16 protein-coding genes and 1 pseudogene are annotated in these 21,087 nt (G+C 58.6%); 8 read left to right on the top strand and 9 right to left on the bottom strand.

The window, feature by feature from the left end:
• Positions 1 to 43: 43 nt before the first annotated feature.
• The 3 genes from ACPOL_RS07035 to ACPOL_RS07025 all read right to left on the bottom strand — a co-directional run bounded on the left by ACPOL_RS07035 (position 44) and on the right by ACPOL_RS07025 (position 5,196).
• Positions 44 to 2,701, bottom strand: coding sequence for an AsmA family protein (locus tag ACPOL_RS07035; protein ID WP_161557236.1), 2,658 nt, complete (start codon positions 2,699 to 2,701; stop codon positions 44 to 46).
• Positions 2,701 to 3,477 (bottom strand): signal peptidase I, encoded by a 777-nt coding sequence (lepB, locus tag ACPOL_RS07030; protein WP_236657292.1) that lies wholly within the window; start codon positions 3,475 to 3,477, stop codon positions 2,701 to 2,703. The genes ACPOL_RS07035 and lepB overlap by 1 nt, the downstream gene beginning before the upstream one ends.
• 141 nt (positions 3,478 to 3,618) lie before the next feature.
• The gene (locus tag ACPOL_RS07025; protein WP_150132929.1) at positions 3,619 to 5,196 is read right to left on the bottom strand and encodes a tetratricopeptide repeat protein; all 1,578 of its coding nucleotides are present in this window, start codon (positions 5,194 to 5,196) and stop codon (positions 3,619 to 3,621) included.
• A gap of 302 nt (positions 5,197 to 5,498) precedes the next feature.
• On the opposite strand from ACPOL_RS07025, the gene fbp reads away from it, so the two are divergent.
• The gene (fbp, locus tag ACPOL_RS07020) at positions 5,499 to 6,515 is read left to right on the top strand and encodes a class 1 fructose-bisphosphatase (RefSeq protein WP_114206419.1); all 1,017 of its coding nucleotides are present in this window, start codon (positions 5,499 to 5,501) and stop codon (positions 6,513 to 6,515) included.
• A 105-nt stretch (positions 6,516 to 6,620) separates the two neighbouring features.
• Here fbp and ACPOL_RS07015 read toward each other — a convergent pair whose 3' ends face one another.
• Both ACPOL_RS07015 and ACPOL_RS07010 read right to left on the bottom strand, forming a co-directional pair.
• Positions 6,621 to 9,959 carry a family 78 glycoside hydrolase catalytic domain gene (locus tag ACPOL_RS07015; protein WP_150132928.1) on the bottom strand — a complete coding sequence of 1,113 codons (3,339 nt, stop codon included), beginning with the start codon at positions 9,957 to 9,959 and terminating at the stop codon, positions 6,621 to 6,623.
• A 138-nt stretch (positions 9,960 to 10,097) separates the two neighbouring features.
• A complete protein-coding gene (locus tag ACPOL_RS07010; RefSeq protein WP_114206417.1) occupies positions 10,098 to 10,388 on the bottom strand; it encodes a Dabb family protein in 291 nt (96 codons plus the stop codon).
• Between the two features lie 125 nt (positions 10,389 to 10,513).
• On the opposite strand from ACPOL_RS07010, the gene ACPOL_RS07005 reads away from it, so the two are divergent.
• Positions 10,514 to 12,244 carry an IlvD/Edd family dehydratase gene (locus ACPOL_RS07005; protein ID WP_114206416.1) on the top strand — a complete coding sequence of 577 codons (1,731 nt, stop codon included), beginning with the start codon at positions 10,514 to 10,516 and terminating at the stop codon, positions 12,242 to 12,244.
• A 47-nt stretch (positions 12,245 to 12,291) separates the two neighbouring features.
• On the opposite strand, the gene ACPOL_RS07000 is transcribed toward ACPOL_RS07005, so the two are convergent.
• A complete protein-coding gene (locus tag ACPOL_RS07000; protein WP_114206415.1) occupies positions 12,292 to 12,588 on the bottom strand; it encodes a DUF503 domain-containing protein in 297 nt (98 codons plus the stop codon).
• Positions 12,589 to 12,763: 175 nt separating this feature from the next.
• On the opposite strand from ACPOL_RS07000, the gene ACPOL_RS06995 reads away from it, so the two are divergent.
• A complete protein-coding gene (locus ACPOL_RS06995) occupies positions 12,764 to 13,378 on the top strand; it encodes a hypothetical protein (protein ID WP_150132927.1) in 615 nt (204 codons plus the stop codon).
• A 37-nt stretch (positions 13,379 to 13,415) separates the two neighbouring features.
• On the opposite strand, the gene ACPOL_RS06990 is transcribed toward ACPOL_RS06995, so the two are convergent.
• Positions 13,416 to 14,336: a deoxyribonuclease IV gene (locus tag ACPOL_RS06990; protein ID WP_236657291.1), complete on the bottom strand. Its 921-nt coding sequence runs from the start codon at positions 14,334 to 14,336 to the stop codon at positions 13,416 to 13,418.
• Between the two features lie 25 nt (positions 14,337 to 14,361).
• Between ACPOL_RS06990 and nagA the strand changes: the two genes are divergently transcribed.
• The 4 genes and pseudogenes from nagA to ACPOL_RS35855 form a co-directional block, all read left to right on the top strand.
• Positions 14,362 to 15,534 carry an N-acetylglucosamine-6-phosphate deacetylase gene (gene nagA, locus ACPOL_RS06985; protein WP_114210676.1) on the top strand — a complete coding sequence of 391 codons (1,173 nt, stop codon included), beginning with the start codon at positions 14,362 to 14,364 and terminating at the stop codon, positions 15,532 to 15,534.
• A gap of 139 nt (positions 15,535 to 15,673) precedes the next feature.
• Positions 15,674 to 16,117 carry a DMT family transporter gene (locus ACPOL_RS06980; RefSeq protein ID WP_114206412.1) on the top strand — a complete coding sequence of 148 codons (444 nt, stop codon included), beginning with the start codon at positions 15,674 to 15,676 and terminating at the stop codon, positions 16,115 to 16,117.
• A gap of 73 nt (positions 16,118 to 16,190) precedes the next feature.
• Positions 16,191 to 16,448 carry an AbrB/MazE/SpoVT family DNA-binding domain-containing protein gene (locus ACPOL_RS06975; protein WP_114206411.1) on the top strand — a complete coding sequence of 86 codons (258 nt, stop codon included), beginning with the start codon at positions 16,191 to 16,193 and terminating at the stop codon, positions 16,446 to 16,448.
• Positions 16,445 to 16,624, top strand: a pseudogene (locus tag ACPOL_RS35855) (type II toxin-antitoxin system PemK/MazF family toxin); the annotation flags it as partial. The gene ACPOL_RS06975 and the pseudogene ACPOL_RS35855, both read left to right, overlap by 4 nt.
• A gap of 192 nt (positions 16,625 to 16,816) precedes the next feature.
• Here the strand turns inward: ACPOL_RS35855 and ACPOL_RS06965 are convergent.
• Both ACPOL_RS06965 and ACPOL_RS06960 read right to left on the bottom strand, forming a co-directional pair.
• Positions 16,817 to 18,103, bottom strand: coding sequence for an alkaline phosphatase family protein (locus ACPOL_RS06965; protein ID WP_114206410.1), 1,287 nt, complete (start codon positions 18,101 to 18,103; stop codon positions 16,817 to 16,819).
• 217 nt (positions 18,104 to 18,320) lie between these two features.
• Positions 18,321 to 18,872 carry a YybH family protein gene (locus tag ACPOL_RS06960; RefSeq protein ID WP_114210673.1) on the bottom strand — a complete coding sequence of 184 codons (552 nt, stop codon included), beginning with the start codon at positions 18,870 to 18,872 and terminating at the stop codon, positions 18,321 to 18,323.
• 274 nt (positions 18,873 to 19,146) lie between these two features.
• Here ACPOL_RS06960 and dxs point away from each other — a divergent pair, with 274 nt between their 5' ends.
• The gene (gene dxs / locus ACPOL_RS06955; RefSeq protein ID WP_114206409.1) at positions 19,147 to 21,036 is read left to right on the top strand and encodes a 1-deoxy-D-xylulose-5-phosphate synthase; all 1,890 of its coding nucleotides are present in this window, start codon (positions 19,147 to 19,149) and stop codon (positions 21,034 to 21,036) included.
• The last annotated feature ends 51 nt before the right edge of the window (positions 21,037 to 21,087 follow it).

The raw sequence follows: 21,087 nt of genomic DNA, 5'->3' as shown, positions 1-21,087 counted from the left end.
TTTCACATGGCTTCTCTAATAAGCTCGCAGGCGCCGAAGCGCTTTAGCGTCCCTCCAAGGGCTGGGCAGCAATAGCCCTTTCCGGCTGAATCAGAACTTCTGGTTTCTGCAGAGTACCGGTGATTTTGAGTGAGTTGGAAGGGGAGGGGTCGGCTAGATTCATCTCGCGATTAAACGTGATGGTGCCGGTAAGCGGCACCACCTCAGCGCCGCGCAGGACCCTCGATCTTTCTAACGTTAAGACACTTTTGGCGATCGTTCCATCTGCAGTCCAGGTGTCGAATTTGGCCAGCGCTGATTGGGCCCCATCCTCATCTCCTGGGGATAAATCAACCGGCAATCCGCCTTTCAGCCAATCCCAATGGAACGTTCCCGAGGCCGAAGAGATCAATTGTTCCCGTTCGTAGCCGGAGAACCGAAGCCTTGTCTTCAAGTTGATCATTCCGGGTCCCCACTTCTCTTTGAACATCGCGGCAGTTGCAGCGGAAGACGAGTGATCGAGCTGTGCTTCGACCTCGTAGTGAGGTGTTCCGCCCGAGACTCGCAAGGCGCCAGTTAGGTGGAGGGACCCGTCAAGTGCGCGTCCGATTAAAGACTTCACCTCAACCGCATGGTCTCTTATGCTGACCGCGGCGTTCAGGTCACGCACCGTGAAGCTTCCTATTGAAAACTCAGCAATCTGGACGTTTCCGGTAAGAGTCGGCCATATATGTTGGCCCACATCGACTCGTTCTAAAAGTTCTTGCACCAGCTCTCTGCGGCGTCCTGCTCCAAGCAGAGCATTCTGTGCAGTGGCGGCATCGAGGGAACCGATGTGAAGGGAGAACTGCCGGCCGCATTCAAGAGTCATGCAGAAGATTGGATAGCTGAGAGAACCATCGCCGTGGACCGGACCATAGGTTAGCGATGAGGCAGTCCAGGAGATTGTGCCGTTCTCCAGCAGCGCTTGCGCCGAGGGAATCTGCAATGGTTGAGCGAGGTAATCGCCAGTGAGTCCGGCATTGTGGAGGCGCAGCGATCCGGCGAGGCTGACTGGCGGTATTGGATGTTCGGAGTCCGGCACCGGCATCAGCCACGGCCCTTGGATGGTGATGTCCATGTCAGCAGTGCCTTGCGGCTCGAACTCAATGCTGCGACTCCGCAGCAACCTTAACTCTCTGCCTAGCGCCACCATCGGGGCGACGTGCGACTCCCCACTCAGATGCACGCTGAAGTTCGAGCGCGTGAATGTGCCGCTGACACTGAGCGGGATCCGAATGGCCGGGGACACTCCCATGGCGAACGGCTCGAGCTGTAGCACCGAATCCTGCACCGTCGGCAGAGATTGAACTCCAAGCGGCAGTTTGCCCCGGCGGCTGAGATGCGGCGCCGACGGGGCGTTCATGGTGAAGTGGATTGTGGGAAGGGTAAGCGGTTTTTCAAACGCTGGTGCGGCTATTGTCAGCGTATTGACCGTAGCCTGCCCCTGCAGCAGAGGCCGAATCGAGGATGCTGAACTTGCATAGGTGAAGTTTCCGTTGATTGCGCCCGTCGCTTGCACGGCGGGGGCAAAACCAGAACGAACCAATCGAACGCCATCGAAGGCAGTCTCGACAGGAACATTGTTCATTTCGAGCGAAAGCGCAGGATCAAGGTTGGCAGGCAGGCCGTGAACGCTACCGGTAAGCAGCAGGTGGCCATCGCCTGTCGGCGCGAGACAAGTGATGGCCCTCAGCGAACGATCGATTTCATGGTTTCCGGAAACGCCTTGCATCTGTTCGGTGCGGGTGAAGCGTGCCTGGCAGGTAAGCTCCATGTTAAGCGGATCGCGCGGCTGGAACTCGACTCGATGAATGCCCTGGCCTCTTGCGACTAGTTTGAGGTCTGCTTGATTCAAAGTGCCGAGGATGTCTGCATCGACGTCGAGTTCACCGCGCCAATTCGCGTCCGTGCCGCTCAGGATGCGGCTCAATTGGCCGAGCGCCGCGTTGCTCCATTCCGCATGAAGTTGAGCCGGCATCTGGCTGAGGGTGGATGCGTGATGAAGCGAGCCGCTGATGCGCAGCATGCCGGTGTTGGCGAGATCGAGGCTCAGATCGGTGCGGACTGGTTGAGCAGCGAACTGGATTTTCCACTCTCCGGGATTTTCTAGCCAGACGGCCAGGTCCGCATTAAAGAAGGAAAACGGCATCTTCTCATTGCCGAACTTAAAGTTCACCCTCGCATTGCTCGCGTCGATGTAGGGAAAGCGCGGCAGGTTTCCGGCGTGGCGTTCGCCAGTCGGAAGCTTTGGCGCCTGCGCCGCCTGCGAAAGCAGCGAGTCCACATTCCAACGGCCTTGGTGGTTGCGGACCAGGTTGACGCTGGGTTCTTCGAAGCCGATCCGGGCGATCTCGAGCCGCCCGCGCCACAGAGGAGAAAGCCGCAGATAGGCATTGACCTGGGCGCATCGGAGAATGGGCTCCGCGCCAAAGCCCGGATCTTCCTCGACAACGAAGTCGGCCAGCTCAAACCCCGGTCGAGGCAACAAGTGCATCTTGATCGAAGCCATCCGGACGGGCCGCCCGATTCCCTGGCTGATACTATCCGCGATGCGCCGATGGAAGCTGCGCAGGCTGATCAATGGCGGCAAAACGACCACCGAGGTCAATGCCAGCGCAACCAGTGGCAGGATCCACCGGTGGACTCTTCGCCGAGTGCCGGTCGCCGTGACAGCAGCCACTATTTCACCAGATGCATTGTGCGCTTCCACCGGGTTTGATCGAAAAAGTGGATGATGGTGTGTACCAGAAAGCTCGCGCGGTCAGCCAGCGAGGTCTTTTCATACTGATCGCCTGACTGGATGAAAGACCAATAGACGAAGAGCGGCCGTCCTACGATGTTCTCCCGCGGCACAAAACCCCAATAGCGGCTATCCAGGCTCACCGTGCGGTTGTCGCCCATGGCGAAGTAGCGCCCGGGAGGAACCACCAGATTCTCGCCCTCAATATGGGTCGGCAGTTCGACCGACCAACTGGCGGTTACGTCGCTGGCGTCACTTGGCGCGATCGCAGGAAAATCATCCCGGTAAGGGAAGTAGTTGGCATCAGTGGGCTTGTCGGCGAGCGGTTCGTTCTGCGGTTGGCCGTTGAGGTACACAATCCCGTTACGCAGGTGAAGATGGTCGCCCGGTGTCCCGACCACCCGCTTGACCAGGTAGAGGTCCGGTTCGCCCGGCTTGAAAAACACGATGATATCGCCGCGTTTGACATTGCGATAAGGAATGAACGGGGCCCAACTGGTTTTTGGCGCGAGCGTGATCCGATCGACCAGGACGTGGTCGCCAATGAGCAGCGTCTTCTCCATCGAAGAGGAAGGAATCTCAAAATTCTGGAAGATGAAAGTGAGCGCGAAGAGCCCGATGACCAGCACGCCGCAGATCGATGCGAAGGCTTCCAGCGGTGTTTCGTGTTCGTGGGGGCTCTTCAATGCTGGAGCTTCGAGAGTTTCGTCGGTCATCGTCTGATTCATGCCATCACGTCGCAGTTGGATTTCTGCCGCCCTGGAGCAGGCGCAAATCTTCCATCCCTTACGATACGCGATTTTTCATCTCTGGCAGAACTATGGCTTCGCCGCCCGTCCCGCGGCGGGACCGAATATCTACGGGGTACGAAGCATATCCAGGTTATTGAGAATCCTCCTCACCTTCTTTGGCGAAATCGAGAGCTGCTCGGCGACCCGGGCGATCTTGCGACCCTCTCGGGCCCACACCTTGGGGATAACCAGTTCAGCGAATTCCTCGGTCACCTGTTGGAAGGTCTTGTCGCCGACGATGCCTTCGGACCAGGCGCGGAGCATTTCATCAATGCCCGTTGCCCTCAAAATACGGGTCTTCAATAAGCTGAGCTGCTTTGATAGATGGTCGAGGTCGTCCTTGCCTAGCTTCTCGCCCGCCAATGCAGCGAAATGCTTCGCGGTCTCCCAATCCTGGAAGAACTCATTTGCGGCCGCGGAAGCCCGGGCTACGTAGGCGCCAGCCAGCAGTCGGCTATTCTGGGTCAACTTGGCCAGCACAATCGCTTCTTCAGCAAAGTTGCGTGCCAGGTGGGCATGCATCGCGGTATCGGTCGACTCCCCAAGCTGTTCCTCGGCGCGCTCATTTTGGATGGCTGACTGCAAGATCCGGGCCCTGGCCATCAGAATGTGGTCCTGCTTCTCCTCGCCCAGCAGAAACGCCTTCTTGGCTTCGTCCTCCGCACGATCAAGGTCTCCGCTATCCAGATGAAGGTGGCCCGCATTCACCAGCACCGATCCGGTGCCTGCCTGATGATGCTGGCGGGAGTAGATGTCTTCAGCGCGCCGCAGAAGCTCCAGAGCCTCCTGGCAGACCTCGAGATAACGCGCGTGGTCGGGACCCTTGGCCCGCCCGGAACGCGAACGATGGCGCAGATCGAACGCAATCAGCCGCTTCACGTAGGCGGCATTGACCAGCGCCCGGGCCAGGTTCGGATGTTCGGGAACATGCCCGGCATAGATCTCGACAGCGCGCTCGAAATGAGCGATAGCCGTCGTATATTCCCCGGAACGGCGGACGAACCTGCCTCGGGCGGACTCGATATTGCCCAGCGACAAGGCGTGGCCGGTCGACTTCAACTCTGCTTCGGCCTCATCCAGCAGGCGGAAAGCGTCACGGCGTTGGCCCCGTTGAAAGAGCAGCCAGCTCTCATGGATTTTAGTGACGGCGACCAGTTTTGGCGCGTTCATCTCCTGGGCAAGTCGTTTCGCCTCCCCGATGTGATGGAGGGCCAGCTCATATTGCCCCTGCCGGCGGTGGGCTCGTCCTTTCCAATAGTGGGCGACGACCGCCAGGTGGGCTTCGACAATGCCCGCTTCGACCTGCAGCACAAAACCGAAGATGGATATTGCCTGTTCAACATCTTCGGCGACAAAGGCGCGGAGTGCTTCCACCAGACGGAGCCGGACGTAATCGGCCAGCAGCATCGAAGCTCGAGGAACATCAGCGAAGCGGCTGAACAGCTCATCCAGGTAGGCGAAATCGCGGTAGCCGAGGTCAACCCACTGCGCGATGCACAAGAGATAGGCGACCGCATGCGGGCTACCGGCAGTCAATGAACCAAGATCCCTGCGTGACCGATCGAGAAGCGCAAATCCTTCCCTCACGCTCCGGTCGACAAGGGCTTTATTCAGCTTGCCGAGCAGTTGAGTGGTCAATGGCATGGCTTCTAATTCTAGGCGAGTCATCCGAATCGGTCGAGTTGTTCAGGGAAATCCTCCCGGCGGGCAGACGCATTGGATCGGTCGCGTTCAGCCCTTCCAGAACATCCGGCAATGAAGCTCTTGTGCTTCCCGGTTCGGGAAGCACTGCGTTCGCCCGTCCGATTTGGACTGGTTCTAGTTGATACCAGGGGCATAAGGCGCTATCGTCCCAGTACCGGATGACCGCCTCATCCGCCAGGAGAGCTCGAGTTTCTTTCACGTACGCTGCAGATGAAGTAAGTCGGGCGAAAAGAGGTCCATCGATGATCACCACGTTTCAGCAGCACATTCTTCATCAGCAAAGAGAGGTTCCGTACGCTTCCGGCGATTTCTCCTGGCTGCTGTCCGGGCTTACGCTCGCCGCAAAGATGATTGAGGCGAAGATTCGCTGCGCCGGACTTTGCAATATTGTTGGCACCGCCGGGCAGACCAATATTCAGGGAGAGACCCAGCAGAAGCTCGATGTCTTCGCCAATGAAGCCCTGCTGCACTGCCTCGGTGTCCGCGACTGCGTTGCGGCATTAGTTTCGGAGGAAAACGATGAGCCGGTGACCTTTGACCGGCCGCCGGGCGAAGGGAAGTACGTGATCGTCTTCGATCCGCTCGATGGCTCCTCGAACATCGACGTGAACGTAAATGTCGGGACAATTTTTTCGATCTACAGACGAAAAGAAGACGAGCGCTCCAGCGGGCTTGACTCGGTCCTGCAACCGGGCAACTGCCAGGTAGCGGCCGGGTATGTGCTTTACGGTCCGTCGACGATGCTCGTCTACACCGCCGGCCGAGGCGTCTACGGCTTCACCCTCGACCCGACCATTGGGGCCTTCGTGCTGAGCCATGATCGTATGCAAATGCCGGAGAGGGGGAAGTACTACTCCTGCAACGAGGCGAATGCGGCGCAGTTTCCCGAACACTACAGATCGTATCTGGAAGATCTCCGCATCAGCAAAGCAGGCCAGGAATATAGCTCCCGCTATATCGGCTCGCTGGTTGCCGACTTTCATCGCACCCTGCTGAAGGGCGGAGTTTTCCTCTATCCGCCGACGGCCGGGCACCCGGAAGGCAAGCTGCGCCTGCTGTACGAAGCTAACCCGCTCGCACTCATCGCCGAGCAGGCCGGAGGCCTCGCAATCAACGGAGACGAAGCGATTCTCAACCTGCAACCTCGCGGCATTCACCAGCGAACACCCCTCGTGGTAGGAGGAAGATCTGAAGTAGAGCGCTTTCTCGATTTGATCCGCGAGCCACAGTTAGCCAGAGCAGAAGTAGAGTCACTGTGATGTGGAGGCTTTGCCTGTTAGAATGAAGCCACTTTCCGGCACAGGACACTACCTCCAATCAAGAGCGTCTCTCGCCGTGTAGAGGCATCGTCATCCCAATCCATATTAGGGCCGGACAACCTCCAGCGAATAACTACCCGCCGCGAACTCATAGGTCTGGGTGTTTCCTTCGGTCTTCAGTAGCTTCACCTTCTTGCTCCGATCGAGTCCAATCCCATCCAGGGTGAAGGAACTCGCCTGGTCCGCAGAGAGCGGCAGCTGCGCAGTCGTGTTTGGAGGGATCGTCACTTTCCATTGAACATGCTTTCCCTGTATCGACCAGGATGATTTGATCTCTCCGTAGAGAGACTGATAGGAGAAGTCCAGGCTCCCGAGCCGAGCATCGAAGTTGGGGTGCAGAAAAACGGTGTGGAACCCGGAGTCGATTGGGAGCGCGTCGATCCCGGCGGCGTACCGGTAGATCCAGTCCGCTACCGCTCCATAGGCGTAATGGTTGTAGGAGTTCATGCTTGGGTCGTTGCGCATCTGGTCGCCGTTCCAGCGCTCCCACATCGTCGTCGCGCCGTGGCCAACCAGGTAACCCCAGGAGGGATACTCGGTATTCAACAAAAGACGGTAAGCGACGTCGGCGTGCCCGGTATCGACGAGGACGGCGAGCAGGTAGGGAGTGCCTAGAAAGCCGGTGCCAAGCTTCCATCCATTGGCCGCAATTTTGCCCACCAGCTTGTCGGCTGCCGGGCCGCGCAGGGAATCGGGCAGCAGATTCATCTGCAACGCGAGCACATAACCCGCTTGGGTGTCGTCACCTTTAGCTTTAGCGTTTGGATTGTTGATCTGTCCAAAGGGGGAGGGCCCCTTGTCGGCGCTCTTCACAAAGCCATCCTGACTGACAAACTCCTTCACAAAGGCGGCCTGGATGTTATGGAAGAGGTCCCCATACTTGGCCTCCGCGTCAGCCTTGCCGAGCGCATGCGCCATCTGCCGCATTAGCGTCACATCGTAAGCCCAATAAGCGGTGGCAACCAAGGTTTCGCGAGTCGGACCCTCCGGCGAAAGCCAGTCGCCATAAGGCGTTCCATAGTTCTTCGACCACAGAAAATCGGGATTGTCCGCCTGGATCGCGTCCAGGTATTTCTCCATGGCCTCCCAGTTCTCTTCGATCACCCGGGTATCTCCCGACTGCAGCCACGCGGTCCAGGGAATGATCACGCCGGCATCGCTCCAACCCGCGGCGTATCCCGGATTCGGAGTAATGGTGCCTGGCGCGAAGATACCGTATTTCGTTGTGCCGACCTGGGTCCCGCGCACATCCGCGGCGAACTTCTTCGAAAACTGGGTTAGGTCCATGTTGTAGGAGGCAGTGCGCCAGAAGACTTGCGCGTCCGCCGTCCATCCGAGCCGCTCATCCCGCTGCGGACAGTCGGTCGGCACACTGATGAAGTTCGAGCGTTGTCCCCAGAGAATGTTCTCCCAGAGCTGATTGATCATCGCGCTGCCGGTGTGCAGCTGAGCAGTGAACGGCGCATCGCTATGGAAGACCACCGCCTCTACCGCATCCGCTGCCGGTTTGGCCGGCAAACCCGAAACCTCAACATATCGAAATCCATGGAACGTAAAGGTGGGTTGATAGCTCTCGACGCCTTTCCCGCTGAGAATGAAGTGGTCGGTTGCTTTGGCGGTGCGGAGATTCTCAGTGTAGATGGTGCCGTCCGGGTTCAAGACTTCGGCAAAGCGCAGCCGGACATCGGTTCCCGCAGGGCCCTGCGCGCGCAGGCTGGCGACTCCGGCGAGGTTCTGCGCGAAGTCGTAGATATAGACGCTGGGGCTGGGACTGGTGACAGCCTTCGCCTTCAGTATTTTCTCGACGCGCACGGGTGGAAAATATTGGGCCACGATGGCCGGCTCAACTGGCTCAATCAACGCGACGGGCTTCCAGGAATCGCCTGGAAAGCTGGCCGTGTCCCACCCTGGTTGAGTACGCCGAGCATCGTAAGTCTCGCCGTCGTAGATCTCCGCCTTGAGAACGGGGGAGGAATCGGCCTTCCAGCTTTCATCGGTGGCGACCCACTGGACGCTTCCGTCAGCGTGTTCGAGACGCATTTGCGCCTTGAGGGCGGGCGGCGTGCTGCCGTAGTTGTACCCCTGCCGGAACCACATCAGCGGCGTCGTATACCATCCTGGAGCGAGGTAGGCCCCCAGGACGTTCGCTCCCGTCTTGAGCAAGGCGGTCACGTCATAGGCCTGGTATGGGACATGCTCACGAAAGTCCATCCAACCCGGCGCAAGCACTTGGTCGCCGACACGGCGGCCATTGATGTGCATTTGGTATGCGCCCAGGGCGGTCACATAAAGACGCGCTGAAGTAATGGGGCTACTCACATCGAATGTTTTGCGCAGCAATTTGACCGATTCCGTCGGCCACGGAGGACCGGGCGCTGCATTTCCATTTGCCGAAGCGGGGGGAACGTAAGCGACGGCCGCCTGCCACTTTGTGTCGTCATAATCAGCGGATTGCCAGGAGCCTTCGACGTTCAGCCCCCCTTTCCAACCCTCTCCGCTCTTGAATAAGTCGACCGAACCATCCTCCATTTCGATATAGAGGCAAGCGCTCATCGGGGTGCGGCTGTCGGTCGGAGCAGCCATGCCATCCGGATTGGCGGCATACAGGGTGACCTCGACCGCAAGCAGGTTGCGTCCCGCGTGCAGGGAACTCGTGACGTCTTGGGTGGTGTAGGTCTGCCACGGAAACTGCTTCCATGCGGGCATCGCCATTGGCTGGACCACTTGCTTTCCGTTCACCCATGCCGCTGCCGTGTCTCTGCCGGTGACATAAAGGACTGCGCGTTTAACGGGCTTCGAGAGGTTGAAGCCATAGCGGAAGTCGTGCTTGGTGATGCCATTCCCATGGTAGTTTTCAGCCCCAGAATTGGTGATCCAGGCCGCGCCGGATTCGCGGATTCTCCGCTCTTCCTCCTGCTCAAAGCCGACCCATTTGGCTCGCCAGTTCTGAGCGTCCATCAGCCCGGTTTCCCACCAGCTCACAGCGCTCTCTGGATAGGGTCGGCCATCTTTGTCCCAGACCTGGACACGCCAGTAGTAGCGCTTCGCCGCGACCAAAGCCGGTCCCGTGTACGCGACGTTCACCGAGCGGTCGGAGACGACTCTGCCGCTGTCCCATACGTTCGCTTTTCCCTGCGTCAACAAGGGTGGCGCGGTAGCGACCTGAATCCGGTAAGCCGTCTGCTTCGCGCCGAAGGCAGCATCCTGCAACTGCCACGAAAGGAGCGGCCGTTGGGTATCAATGCCCAGAGGCTGCTCCATCGAGTCGCAGGTGAGCCGCGTCGGTCTACCCGTAACAGCAGCGGCGGCGCAGTCCAGGAAAGGGAATCCCCCAACAAGGCAAAACACAACAAAACCGGCGATTCTTCTCAGTACGCTTGGCAAACCAAGTCCTCCTATTCGGCCCGGAAATGACCTGTAGCGAGTCGTTTAGGGACGATAGTGGAGCAGGAAGACCAAGTCAAACAGATAAAAATTACCTATTGAACTAAGGTGTACGGCCCCTCTGCCAGCGAAGCAGTTCTAGAGCGGAACAAAGTCGCCCTCGAGAAAGGATTCGACCTCCGGAAGCCATCGATTCTGAACAAATCCGGTATGGTCAGGATGGGAATTGTAGACGTCGTAAGCAGTCTGATCGGCGAACTCCATGGAGATACCGAAGGTATATGGACTTTTTGCGTTTACCTGGCGCTCGATCAGGAACTCGGTCACGCCGGGGATGGACGCCAGGTGCTGTGCCGTGGCGAGAAAATCCTGTTCAAGCTGCGATCCACGCTCGTGTTTCAACTTGAATTGAACGGTATGTCGGATCATGGAATTCTCCTGAAAGCTGTCCTGCTTGATCTTCTCCGTGCTACCCCTCAGACTAGACAATCGAGCGACTTTCAGACAATGACAAACCGAGACGAAAGTAGCATCGATTCTTGAAAGCGAGTCACATGCCCGAAGATAAGAAGAAGTTCCGTTCCGCATCCTGGTTCGGAAGGACTGATAAAGATGGATTTCTCCACCGCAGCTGGATGCGCAACCAGGGTTTTCCCGACGATGTCTTCGACGGCCGCCCGGTCATCGGTATATGCAACACCTGGTCGGAACTGACCCCTTGCAACGCTCATCTACGCGCTTTAGCGGAAAGAGTGAAACGCGGTGTCTGGGAGGCGGGTGGACTGCCATTGGAGTTCCCGGTAATGTCGACCGGCGAGACGAACATGCGTCCGACCGCCATGCTGTTCCGCAACCTGGTCAGCATGGATGTGGAGGAGAGCATCCGCGCCAATCCCATCGACGGGGTGGTGTTGATGTGCGGCTGCGATAAGACGACGCCCTCGCTCATCATGGGCGCGGCAAGTTGCGATGTTCCGGCGATCGTCGTCTCTGGCGGCCCCATGTTGAATGGCAAGTTCCGGGGCAGGGACATTGGCTCCGGTACTGACGTGTGGCGCTTCAGCGAGGACCTGAAGACGGGCAAGATGACGCAGCTGGAGTTCACCGAAGCAGAGTCCTGTATGCATCGCTCCGCCGGCCACTGCATGACCATGGGCACCGCCTCGACCATGGGGTCGATGGCCGAGTCGCTGGGATTGGCGCTTCCATTTAACTCGACGATTCCCGCGGTCGACTCCCGGCGGTCGGTGCTCGCCCACTTGGCGGGACGCCGCATCGTCGAAATGGTGAAGGAAGACCTGCGTATTTCGAAGATTCTGAAGAAGGAAGCGTTCGAGAACGCGATTCGAGTCAATGGCGTCATTGGCGGCTCGACCAACGCTGTCATCCACCTGCTTGCCTTTGCCGGCCGGGTTGGAATTCCTTTGACCCTGGACGACTGGGACCGGCTTGGCCGCGATGTTCCTACGCTGATCGACCTGATGCCGTCAGGACGCTTTCTCATGGAGGACTTCTACTATGCCGGAGGTCTTCCGGCGGCAATCCGGGCGCTCGGGGAACACGATTTGCTGCACAAAGACGCCCTTACCGTGAATGGCAAGACCATTTGGGAGAACTGCAAGGAGGCCCCCAACTGGAACCGTGAGGTGATTCGCGATTTCGAGAACCCCCTGGTCGCGCATGGCGGAGTCGCCGTTTTACGAGGGAGCCTGGCGCCCGATGGAGCCGTTCTGAAGCCGTCGGCCGCTTCCCCCCACCTCATGCGGCATCGCGGGCCTGCCGTCGTCTTCGAGACCATCGAGCACTATCACGAACGGATCCTCGATCCCGACCTCGTGGTCGATGAGAACTCGATCCTGGTGCTGAAGAACTGCGGGCCAAAAGGCTATCCGGGAATGGCGGAAGTCGGGAACATGGGCTTGCCGCCCAAGCTGCTCGAGCGCGGCATCACCGATATCGTGCGCATCTCGGATGCGCGCATGAGCGGCACCGCCTATGGCACCGTCGTCTTACATGTGTGCCCGGAGGCTGCGGTAGGCGGCCCGCTTGCCCTCGTCGAGGAGGGCGACATGATCGAACTCGATGTCGAGGCGAGACGCCTCCATCTTGATGTGCCGGCGGAAGAATTAGAGCGCCGTCGCGCATCGTGGAAGCCCTCCCTGCCGACGATGAAGGGCGGCTATCAGCAACTGTACGTTGAGCACGTGATGCAGGCGTCCGAGGGCGCGGATCTGGATTTCCTCGTCGGCTGCCGGGGAGCGACGGTGACTCGCGAGTCCCACTAATTTTTTTCGCCCGCGAGAAAATGACCTGGGTTGGCATTCCTCTTTTCCTACTCCTCAAGGAATTGCCACCAGGAGTCAGAGATCGTGGCGCCAAGGTCATTAGCGATTCGGGTAGCTGCATCTTCGACCTGGCGCATCAGTCCGGTCAGGTAATCGCGTGACCCGGAGATGGCGGCGACTCCCAGAGTCGCGGACTGCCAAGTGACCGATTCATCGAGTTCGGCGACGGAAATGTTGAAGCCGTGCGCCAGCTTTTCTTTGAGGCTGCGAACCACCTGCCGTCGGTCCTTGAGCGATTGTGCGTGTTCGATGCGCAGTTCGAGAGTGAGCGAGGCGATGGGCATGTCGCAAGTGGATCTCTGTCGATCCGATGCGCCGATTTTACGCCGTTCCCCGAGCTGGCTATTTCCTTCCCAGGTGAACGTCTTTTTGTGGCACTCGGGGTCTAATCTTGGGAATTGAGGTAGTTTTATGCTTCTTCAACTAGGGACCTGGAAATGCCGTTCGTTGCAGATCGGAATGGTAGCCCTCGCATTATGGGTATCCCCGTTTGGGTTCGCTGCCTCAACGCCCGATCAGCAGCCCGATTGGCTCCCATCCGGCGTTGAGCAGCTTGGCCGAACAGCCGCTTTTCACACCGACTTTACCTTTGACCGGACGATGTTGCAGATGGCCAGTGGCCTGCTCGACGGCGGCGATGCCGATACTCGCAAGGCGATCGCCAAGTTGAATGGCGTAACCGTCCACCTGTATCGCTACGCACAACCGGGCATGTACGACCCGCGGCAGTTGGATGCGATTCGGCAGCAGTATAAAGACGCAGGGTGGAAACACCTGGTCAGTACCCAGAGCCACGTTCCGCCGCCGGCAGGTGTGCCTCCGGGAGCAGTCACTCCTCCTCCCCCTCCCACCGCGCCGGCTCCATACGCGATTGACGCGCAAGGAAAGACCGACTTGTATATCAAGTTTGAAGGGACCGACGTGACCGGCATGGTCGTAGTGCAAACAAGTGCGCGCAATCTGAACGTAGTGGCGATAAACGGCGACCTGAGCCCGCTGGATTTGCTCCACTTGCGCGGGCATTTCGGTATTCCGAAGTTTGCCGGCGACGGCTTTGCTCCGGCAGACAATTAGAGCGCCTTCACTCGAGCTCGCTCCTCTGCAGCAGCCGCTAAACCGGAACCTTTCGCGCGGCGAGCGACTTCAGGGCAAGCAAGTCGCGTTCCTGATCGCCCTCTTCGTCAACCGGGGTCTCGGCGATAAAGGCGCAGTGGCTGAAACGGTCGTCGTTCAAGATCCGTCGAAACGGCTCCAGGCCGATCGTGCCTTCGCCGATATGTTCGTGCCTGTCGAGTTTCGAACCCCGCGGCGCTTTGGCGTCATTCATGTGCCAGACCTTGATATTGTCAAGGCCGATCACCGCCGCAATCTGGGCGATCGTCGGTTCATACCCTTCGGCCGAAACCAGGTCATACCCGGCGACATGAGTGTGGCATGTGTCCAGGCACACTCCGACCGGCGCCACGCTTTCAAGCCGGAGGATGAGTTCGCCCACCTGGTCGAAGGAGCCTCCTAAAGAAAATTCAGCACCAGCCGTGTTTTCGATCAAAATGCGAAAATTGCAGCTCTGCCACGGCACACGCGCGATGGCGCCTTGGATGGACTCGGCTGCCAGCTCGAGTCCCTGCTCGCGGCTTAGACCCTTCCACGAACCCGGATGGAGGACGAGGTATTCCGCGCCAAGAGCAAGGGCTCGTTCGACCTCACCGCGAAAGGCTGCAATCGAGTTGCGGCGAACGTCTTCAGACTGGCTGCAAAGGTTGATCAGGTAGCTGGCGTGAATGACGAGCGGCTCGCAGTCGTATTCGACCCGAAGTTTTTTCATCTGATCGCAATGATCGGCGGAAAGCTTAGCCGGGCGCCACATGCGCGGGCTGGAGGAGAAGATCTGAAAGGTATTCGCCCCCATGGCCTGGGCGCGTCCGGCAGCGGTGAAGACGCCTCCGGCGGTCGAGAGATGCATGCCGATGCGTTTCGGCTTTTCTTCCTGGAGAGACATATTCTCGATGGTAGACTCGCGATGGTTGCTCATCGAAAAACACTACGAAAGAGTTTGCGTGAAAACAGTTTTTAAGGCCCGAAAGTTGTTCAGTCCGCTCGAAACGCTAGAGCAAGCGGTTGTGGTTGTCGAAGATGGCATGATTACTTCACTCAGCTCGCAAGCGGAGAGGGATCTTCCCGCGGACGCTGAGATCATCGACTTTCAAGACGGAGTCATCGCTCCTGCTTACTTCGATCAGCATGTTCACGGTAGTGGCGGCTTCGATGTCATGGAGGCGACCGAAGAGGCGCTCGTCGGAGTCAGCCGTTTTCTGGGCCGCCACGGAGTAGCCGGATACCTTGCGACAACGGTCACCGCTTCGATGGACGCGACGCTAAAGTCGCTGAGCGGATTAGCCCGATTGATTGAAGCAGCACAAGACCGCGTCGATCCTGGAGCCGCCACGGCGCTCCCGGTTGGTATTCACCTCGAGGGACCATTCCTCTCTCATGAGAAGCGGGGCGTTCATTCGCCGGAACTCCTGCTGACCCCCACTGTTGCCCTGTTCGACCGCTTCTGGCAGGCAGCGGAGGGCCGTATTCGGCTGATCACCATCGCTCCCGAGCTGCCGAACGCAGCCGAAGTGATCGCCCATGCCACGGCCCGTGGAGTTCGCGTCAGCATAGGCCACAGCAATGCCACCGCCGAATTTGCACAGGCGGCCATCGCCGCGGGAGCCGTATCGGCAACCCATACTTTCAATGCCATGCGACAGCTGGAGCATCGGGATCCCGGCATTCTGGGTGTGGTTCTCGACGATGGAGCGTTGTTCGCGGAAATTATCTGCGACGGGCATCACGTGATGCCGATGGTGGTGCGGCTTTTCTGGAAGGCGAAGGGTGCCGGGCGAGCCATCCTGATCACCGACGGCATCAGCGCCAGCGGCATGCCGGATGGTCTCTACAAGCTCGGGAATTTGGACGTGGTGGTGAAAGACGGCCAGTGCACCTCGGGCGGCTCGATCGCCGGCAGCACTCTGACGATGGACCGCGCAGTGTCGAACTTCCACGAGTTCACCGGAGCGCCGTTGGCTGAGGTGGCCGGGCTGGCAGGGCGGAATCCAGCGCGAATGCTGGGCCTGGAGGACCGGTTTGGTTCGCTGGAAGTCGGTCGCCGGGCAGACTTTGTTGTCTTGGGCGAGGGCGGTGTCTTACGGGAGTCGGTGCTCGACGGGCGTCGTGCCAAATAACCGCGAAAAGCCGCGAGAGGCCCCTTCCGATTTTGTACGCAAAGACTCAATCCTCAACGAAATTCGGTGGAATCCAAGCCAAGCGAGCCTTCAATGAGGCGCCCCCAAGTCGCTTGCATCCCAGTGACGGGGGTCTTCTATGTCCTGGCTCTTTATTTTGCTGGCGCTTCTGGCTGGTGCGGCAAATCCCTTTCAGGCCGGCGCAAATGCTCAGTTAAACAAGCAGCTCGGGCATCCAGTGCTGGCTGGGGTGGTGGTGTATGCTACCGGACTCGCTGGCCTGCTGCTGGTTCTGTTGGCACGCCATTCAGCCTCCCCATCTCAGCCCCAAATCGCGAGCGTGAACTGGTGGGCGTGGCTAGGAGGTCTGATCTCGATCGGCTCGACGATGGCGGGATTGATGCTGGCGCAGAAGCTGGGTTCGGTCGCTTTTACCGGATGCAGTATTACCGCCTCCCTGATTATGTCGGTAACGCTCGACCAGTTTGGGTGGATGGGCTTCCGGCAACATGCGGCTTCGCCAGGGAGGCTGGTAGGGTGTTGCCTGCTGGCGGCTGGAGTTTGGCTGGTGGCGCGGGGGTAGATCCACATTCCTTTACATCGAAGGCTTCGTTCAATTCAATGTGATACTTCCATATAACTTAGAGGTCTGGAAAATGCACACTACGAACCTACGCAAGGTCGGAGGCTCCGTCATGCTCGCGGTTCCTCCAGTTCTACTGAACATTCTGCAATTAGAGGCCGGTGCGACGATAGGAGTAGATGTGAAGGACGGGCGCTTGATCGTCGAACCGCGGCCTAGGCCTAAGTACACTCTTGAGGAACTGCTTGCGGCCTCCGATTATTCGCAATCACCACCATTCGAGAAGCGCGAATGGGTTGACGCTCCGGCCGTCGGCGGTGAGATTCTGTGAATCGGGGCGACATTTACCTCGTGTCGCTTGAACCCACGATAGGACGTGAACAGCAAGGATTTCGGGCGGTTTTGGTGATATCGCCGGCAGCCTTCAACCAGGCGATCCGATTGCCGGTTGTCTTGCCTATCACGAACGGTGGCGAATTTGCTCGCAAGATCCGTTTCGCCGTACCGATTACGGACATCCGGACGAGCGGAGTGGTGCGATGCGACCAGGCTCGGGTGCTGGAATCGTGGCGCGAGGTGGCAGGCGAGTGGAGTCCTTGCCGGCGGCGATTCTCGATGAGGTGCTGGCAATTACCGCCGCTCTCTTTCACTGAGGTATGTCAGCCGTGCTCTTTCGGTAGAGGGCCTGCCAGCGCCGAATCAAGGTGCGGCATCGACACCTTCCGCCAAGATCCCCGATAGCACATTCAAGCTGCCGTCCACCTTTGGCGGATCGAGCCCCAGGATGTGGGCGACAAACGGGTAGACGTTCACATTCTCGAACGGCTTGACCGTCGAACCCGCACGAATATCAGGGCCAGTCGCGTAGAAGATCGCGCGCATGCTCTTCATCTGGGCGGGGTCATAGCCGTGCATGCCAATCGGCGGCGGCCGCTCGCCCTTCGAGGAGTCAGGCGCATGGGCGCGAATGAGGTAAGGACCCGTGGGCACGATGACCGGGTCGCCCTCGCGCGGGTTTTCATTGAAGTGAAGCCCGGCGGGAACCTTGGCCAGACGGTAGACCATGAAGCGGCTGTCGGCCTTCTTGAGCTGATCGTAGGCCTTCTGAGCTTCGGCTTCGGAGTCGGGATAAAGCAAGGAGCCGTCGACCTGGAAGTGGGTCAGATCCGTGTACTTGTCCAGGTCAATCCAGCCACTCTCCACCTTCTCCATACCGTGGTCAGCGACCACGATCAAGTCGATCGGCAGGTGCAGCGCATCCAGTGCTGCCTTGAGCCTGCCCATGAGATCGTCCATTTGGTGCACCGCTTCCCTGGTCTCCAGACTGTCAGGCCCGAAGCTGTGGCCGGCATGGTCTGTATTCGCGTAATACAGGGTGATGAAGTGCGGGCGCTGTTCGGGTGGGAGCCGCAGCCAGGCGAGCACCTGGTCAATCCGCTTCTCATCCGGAAATCTATCGTCGTATTTGAGGTAATAGCTCGGGCGCACCCCTTGAATCGCCGCCTCCGATCCAGGCCAGAAGAAGCAGGCCGAGCGCATTCCCTGTTGCTCGGCGAGCACCCACAAGGGAGTGCCTCCATACCAGGATCCATCGGTTACGGCGGCGGGGTCGGTGTACGAGTATCGCTGCTTTCGTCCTGGGTCGTAGAAGCTGTTCGCAACGATCCCATGATGTTCAGGATAGAGACCAGTCACCAGCGTGTAGTGATTCGGAAACGTAATAGAGGGGTAAGCCGGGACCATTCCTTCCGGGGCCGACGCTCCTTCGGCGGCGAGCGCCAGCAGGTGCTTTGCGCCATATTTCTTTGCATAGTCGTAGCGAAAGCCATCCAGCGAGACCATGACGACGTAATGTTTCGCCTGGCTGGCAAGAGAATTGGAAGGATTGTTTCCAGTAAGGACGGGTCCAATCTGCTGCGCGTGCACCAAGCAGGCAGAGAAGGCCACGAGAAGCAAGAGACGAAGATGGCGGAGAATTACGGCCATGGGGGACACTCTCGATGCTTAGACTACCTGAGTCGAGCTTCGAGGGTGGCTATCGGCGGACCAACCCGGCGATCCGTTGACGGAGGATCCGCATAAATGAATCTCAATGCCCGGATTCGCCGGGGCCGGACAGTCATTCTCTCGAAGACCTGAAGATATTTTGCCGACAGGATTGACGATTGCGGCGCGTACGTTGCTCGAGAAGCACCAAATTTGATCAGGGCAGTTTGCAGCAGTCTCCGGCGGCTGCGGGCTCGTCGTTGCTCGAGTCGAGCGCCACCTTCCAGCTACCATCGGGAAGCTTCTTCCAGATGGTCATATAGCGGCCAGTCGACTTGACCGGATTTCCGTTCTTGTCCTTGGATGTGCCTTCGTAGTGACCCCAGGTAAAGCCCATATCCCCGTTCGTGGACAACTGACCTCCCTCGGGCGTCCATGTCAGTTGATACTTCGCCGGATCCCAGTTGGCGCCGGCTGCGATGGCCGTCTTGCCGATCACCGCTGCTTTCCCGGTTCCGAGAGTGACCGCATCGTCGGCGAACCAGGAAGCGAAGGCCTTACCGCCTCCCGTCGCTGTATCCTGGGCGAATTTTGCCTCCAGGCCGAAGAGAAAGGCAGTTCCAGGGGACAGAGTGGGGTTGGTAAGGGGATTTGCCTGTGGTTTCGCCAAAGGATTGAGTGCCGTCTGAGCGTGAGTCGCTCCGCCAGCGGTGACCAGGGTCGAAGCAACCGCGACCACAAGCCTCAGGGAATGTCTTACTCGTCTCATCCGATTCATTTCCCGGTATTCGTGACGCTCTCATGGTATCAGCGGGAGATGAGAAAGAAATGAAGCCACGAAAGTGTCCAGGCACTGAAGGGGGTGTTCAGGGACTGAAGGGTGAAGTTCACGAACGTCCGACAGAAATGCCTCTGGACGTTATACTTGAAAGTCTAGGGTTTTTGGCGTGAGATCTAGCTGTAGAAGCGGTCCACGCGGGCGCTGAGAACGCCCGGAACGGCTGGCTGGAAGCGAGCTTTGACAGCGGCCGACGGAAGAATGAATGGGGAATCTACTCGAAGAGATCCAATCACCAGCGGACATTAAGGGATATTCGCTCACTCAACTGGAAGCTTTGGCCGGCGAGATCCGTGAAAAGCTGATCCAGACACTCTCACGAACCGGCGGCCATTTGGGGCCGAATCTGGGGGTGGTCGAGTTAACGCTGGCCATGCACTACGTCTTCGACACTCCTGCCGACAAATTCGTTTTTGACGTCAGTCATCAAGCCTATATCCACAAATTGCTGACCGGAAGAGTTGACCGTTTCGACACGATACGACAGCCTGGTGGGTTGAATGGGTTCATGCTCCGCACCGAAAGCGAACATGATGCCTATGGGGCAGGGCATGCGGGCACTGCGCTCTCGGCGGCTCTGGGCATGGCGGTTGCCAGAGACCTGCGTGGCAGCAGGGAACACGTCGTGGCACTAGCCGGGGACGCCGCCTTTACCAATGGCATTTCCTTCGAGGCGCTCAACAACATCACCGATCAGACGAATCGCCTCATCGTAGTCCTCAATGACAATGAATGGTCGATCGATCGGAACGTCGGAGCGATTGCCAGGTACCTGCATAAGATCGTCACCAACGAACATGTGAGCCACCTGCACGGCAGCGCAGCGCGCTTGCTCGAGCGCTTGGGCGGCAAGACGGCTGTAGGACTGGTCCGCCGGGCAGAAGAGGCCGCCAAGGGCATGTTGTGGCCTTCGGTGTTCTTCGAGGAATTTGGGCTGACCTACTATGGTCCGCTGGATGGTCATAATCTGAGCGAACTGATCGAAACTTTCAAGTTCCTCAAGACGCAGGAGAAGCCGGTCGTCCTTCATGCGATTACGCAGAAGGGGCGCGGTTTCCAGCCGGCGCTCGATAAACAGAAAAAATTCCATGGTTTGGGTCCATATGACGCCGAGACCGGCGAGACCAAACCAGTTGGCCAGAAGACGTACTCCGAAGTCTTCGCAGACACGCTGGTGAAGCTGGCTGATGAGAACGAGAAGGTAGTCGGAATCACCGCGGCTATGCCCAACGGCACGGCATTGGATCTATTCAAGCCCCATCATCCCAAGAGATACTTCGACGTAGGTATTGCAGAAGAGCACGCTGTCATCTTCGCCGCGGGTATGGCAACTCAGGGCTTCAGACCTTTTTGCGCCATCTACTCGACCTTCCTGCAGCGGGCCTTCGACCCGATTGTGCATGATGTGTGCCTGCAGAAACTGCCGGTCGTCTTCTGCATGGATCGCGGCGGTCTGAGTGGCGATGATGGAGCGACCCATCATGGACTCTTCGACATCAGCTATCTTCGCGGCATTCCCAATATCGTGCACATGGTCCCCAAAGATGAGGATGAGCTGGCCGATATGATGTATACGGCCATGCTTCACGACGGTCCTGCGGCGATCCGCTATCCGCGCGGAACCGGACCAGGCGCGACGGTGAAGGCGAAGCCTGTCGCCCTCTCCATCGGCAAAGGGGAAGTTATCGAAGATGGGGACGATATTGCGATCTTCGGTCTTGGCGCCCTGCTGCCCCTCGCTGAGGAGCTAGGCGAGACGCTCGATCGGCAGGGTTATTCGGCAGCGATTATCAATCCCCGCTTTGTCAAGCCGATCGATCGCGAGCTCCTCGATGCCTACGGCAAAAGAGTATCCGCTATTGTTACATTTGAAGATCATGTGCTGATGGGCGGCTTTGGCAGCGCTGTCATGGAAGCGCTCAGCGAACTGGGGTTGAATGTGCCTGTCATCCGCATAGGCTGGCCGGACAGGTTCATCGAGCACGGCAAGGTCGAACAGCTCCGCGCCCGCTACGGCATCAGCGTGGAAGCCGCAATGGAGAAGCTGACGCCATATTTGAAGCGCAGCAAGCGCGTGAAGCTAGTCGCCAGATGACCTTGGCCGTTTTCAAGACGGGGCTACGAAGAGAAACTTGCGGGCGTCACG

Origin of the sequence: Acidisarcina polymorpha (genome assembly GCF_003330725.1) — a bacterium.
Taxonomy (GTDB): Bacteria; Acidobacteriota; Terriglobia; order Terriglobales; family Acidobacteriaceae; genus Acidisarcina; species Acidisarcina polymorpha.
Note: the sequence above shows the minus strand (reverse complement) of the source record. Positions and strands in the feature narration are given on the sequence as shown.

Coding starts and splice junctions, on each gene's coding strand:
- ACPOL_RS07025 (WP_150132929.1), bottom strand. CDS start 5,196: ATGCCATTGACCACTCAACTGCTCGGCAAGCTGAATAAAGCCCTTGTC.
- ACPOL_RS06990 (WP_236657291.1), bottom strand. CDS start 14,336: ATGAGCAACCATCGCGAGTCTACCATCGAGAATATGTCTCTCCAGGAA.
- ACPOL_RS06965 (WP_114206410.1), bottom strand. CDS start 18,103: ATGGCCGTAATTCTCCGCCATCTTCGTCTCTTGCTTCTCGTGGCCTTC.
- ACPOL_RS06975 (WP_114206411.1), top strand. CDS start 16,191: ATGCACACTACGAACCTACGCAAGGTCGGAGGCTCCGTCATGCTCGCG.
- ACPOL_RS06995 (WP_150132927.1), top strand. CDS start 12,764: ATGGTAGCCCTCGCATTATGGGTATCCCCGTTTGGGTTCGCTGCCTCA.
- dxs (WP_114206409.1), top strand. CDS start 19,147: ATGGGGAATCTACTCGAAGAGATCCAATCACCAGCGGACATTAAGGGA.
- ACPOL_RS07000 (WP_114206415.1), bottom strand. CDS start 12,588: ATGCCCATCGCCTCGCTCACTCTCGAACTGCGCATCGAACACGCACAA.
- fbp (WP_114206419.1), top strand. CDS start 5,499: ATGATCACCACGTTTCAGCAGCACATTCTTCATCAGCAAAGAGAGGTT.
- ACPOL_RS07005 (WP_114206416.1), top strand. CDS start 10,514: ATGCCCGAAGATAAGAAGAAGTTCCGTTCCGCATCCTGGTTCGGAAGG.
- ACPOL_RS06960 (WP_114210673.1), bottom strand. CDS start 18,872: ATGAGACGAGTAAGACATTCCCTGAGGCTTGTGGTCGCGGTTGCTTCG.
- ACPOL_RS06980 (WP_114206412.1), top strand. CDS start 15,674: ATGTCCTGGCTCTTTATTTTGCTGGCGCTTCTGGCTGGTGCGGCAAAT.
- ACPOL_RS07010 (WP_114206417.1), bottom strand. CDS start 10,388: ATGATCCGACATACCGTTCAATTCAAGTTGAAACACGAGCGTGGATCG.
- lepB (WP_236657292.1), bottom strand. CDS start 3,477: ATGACCGACGAAACTCTCGAAGCTCCAGCATTGAAGAGCCCCCACGAA.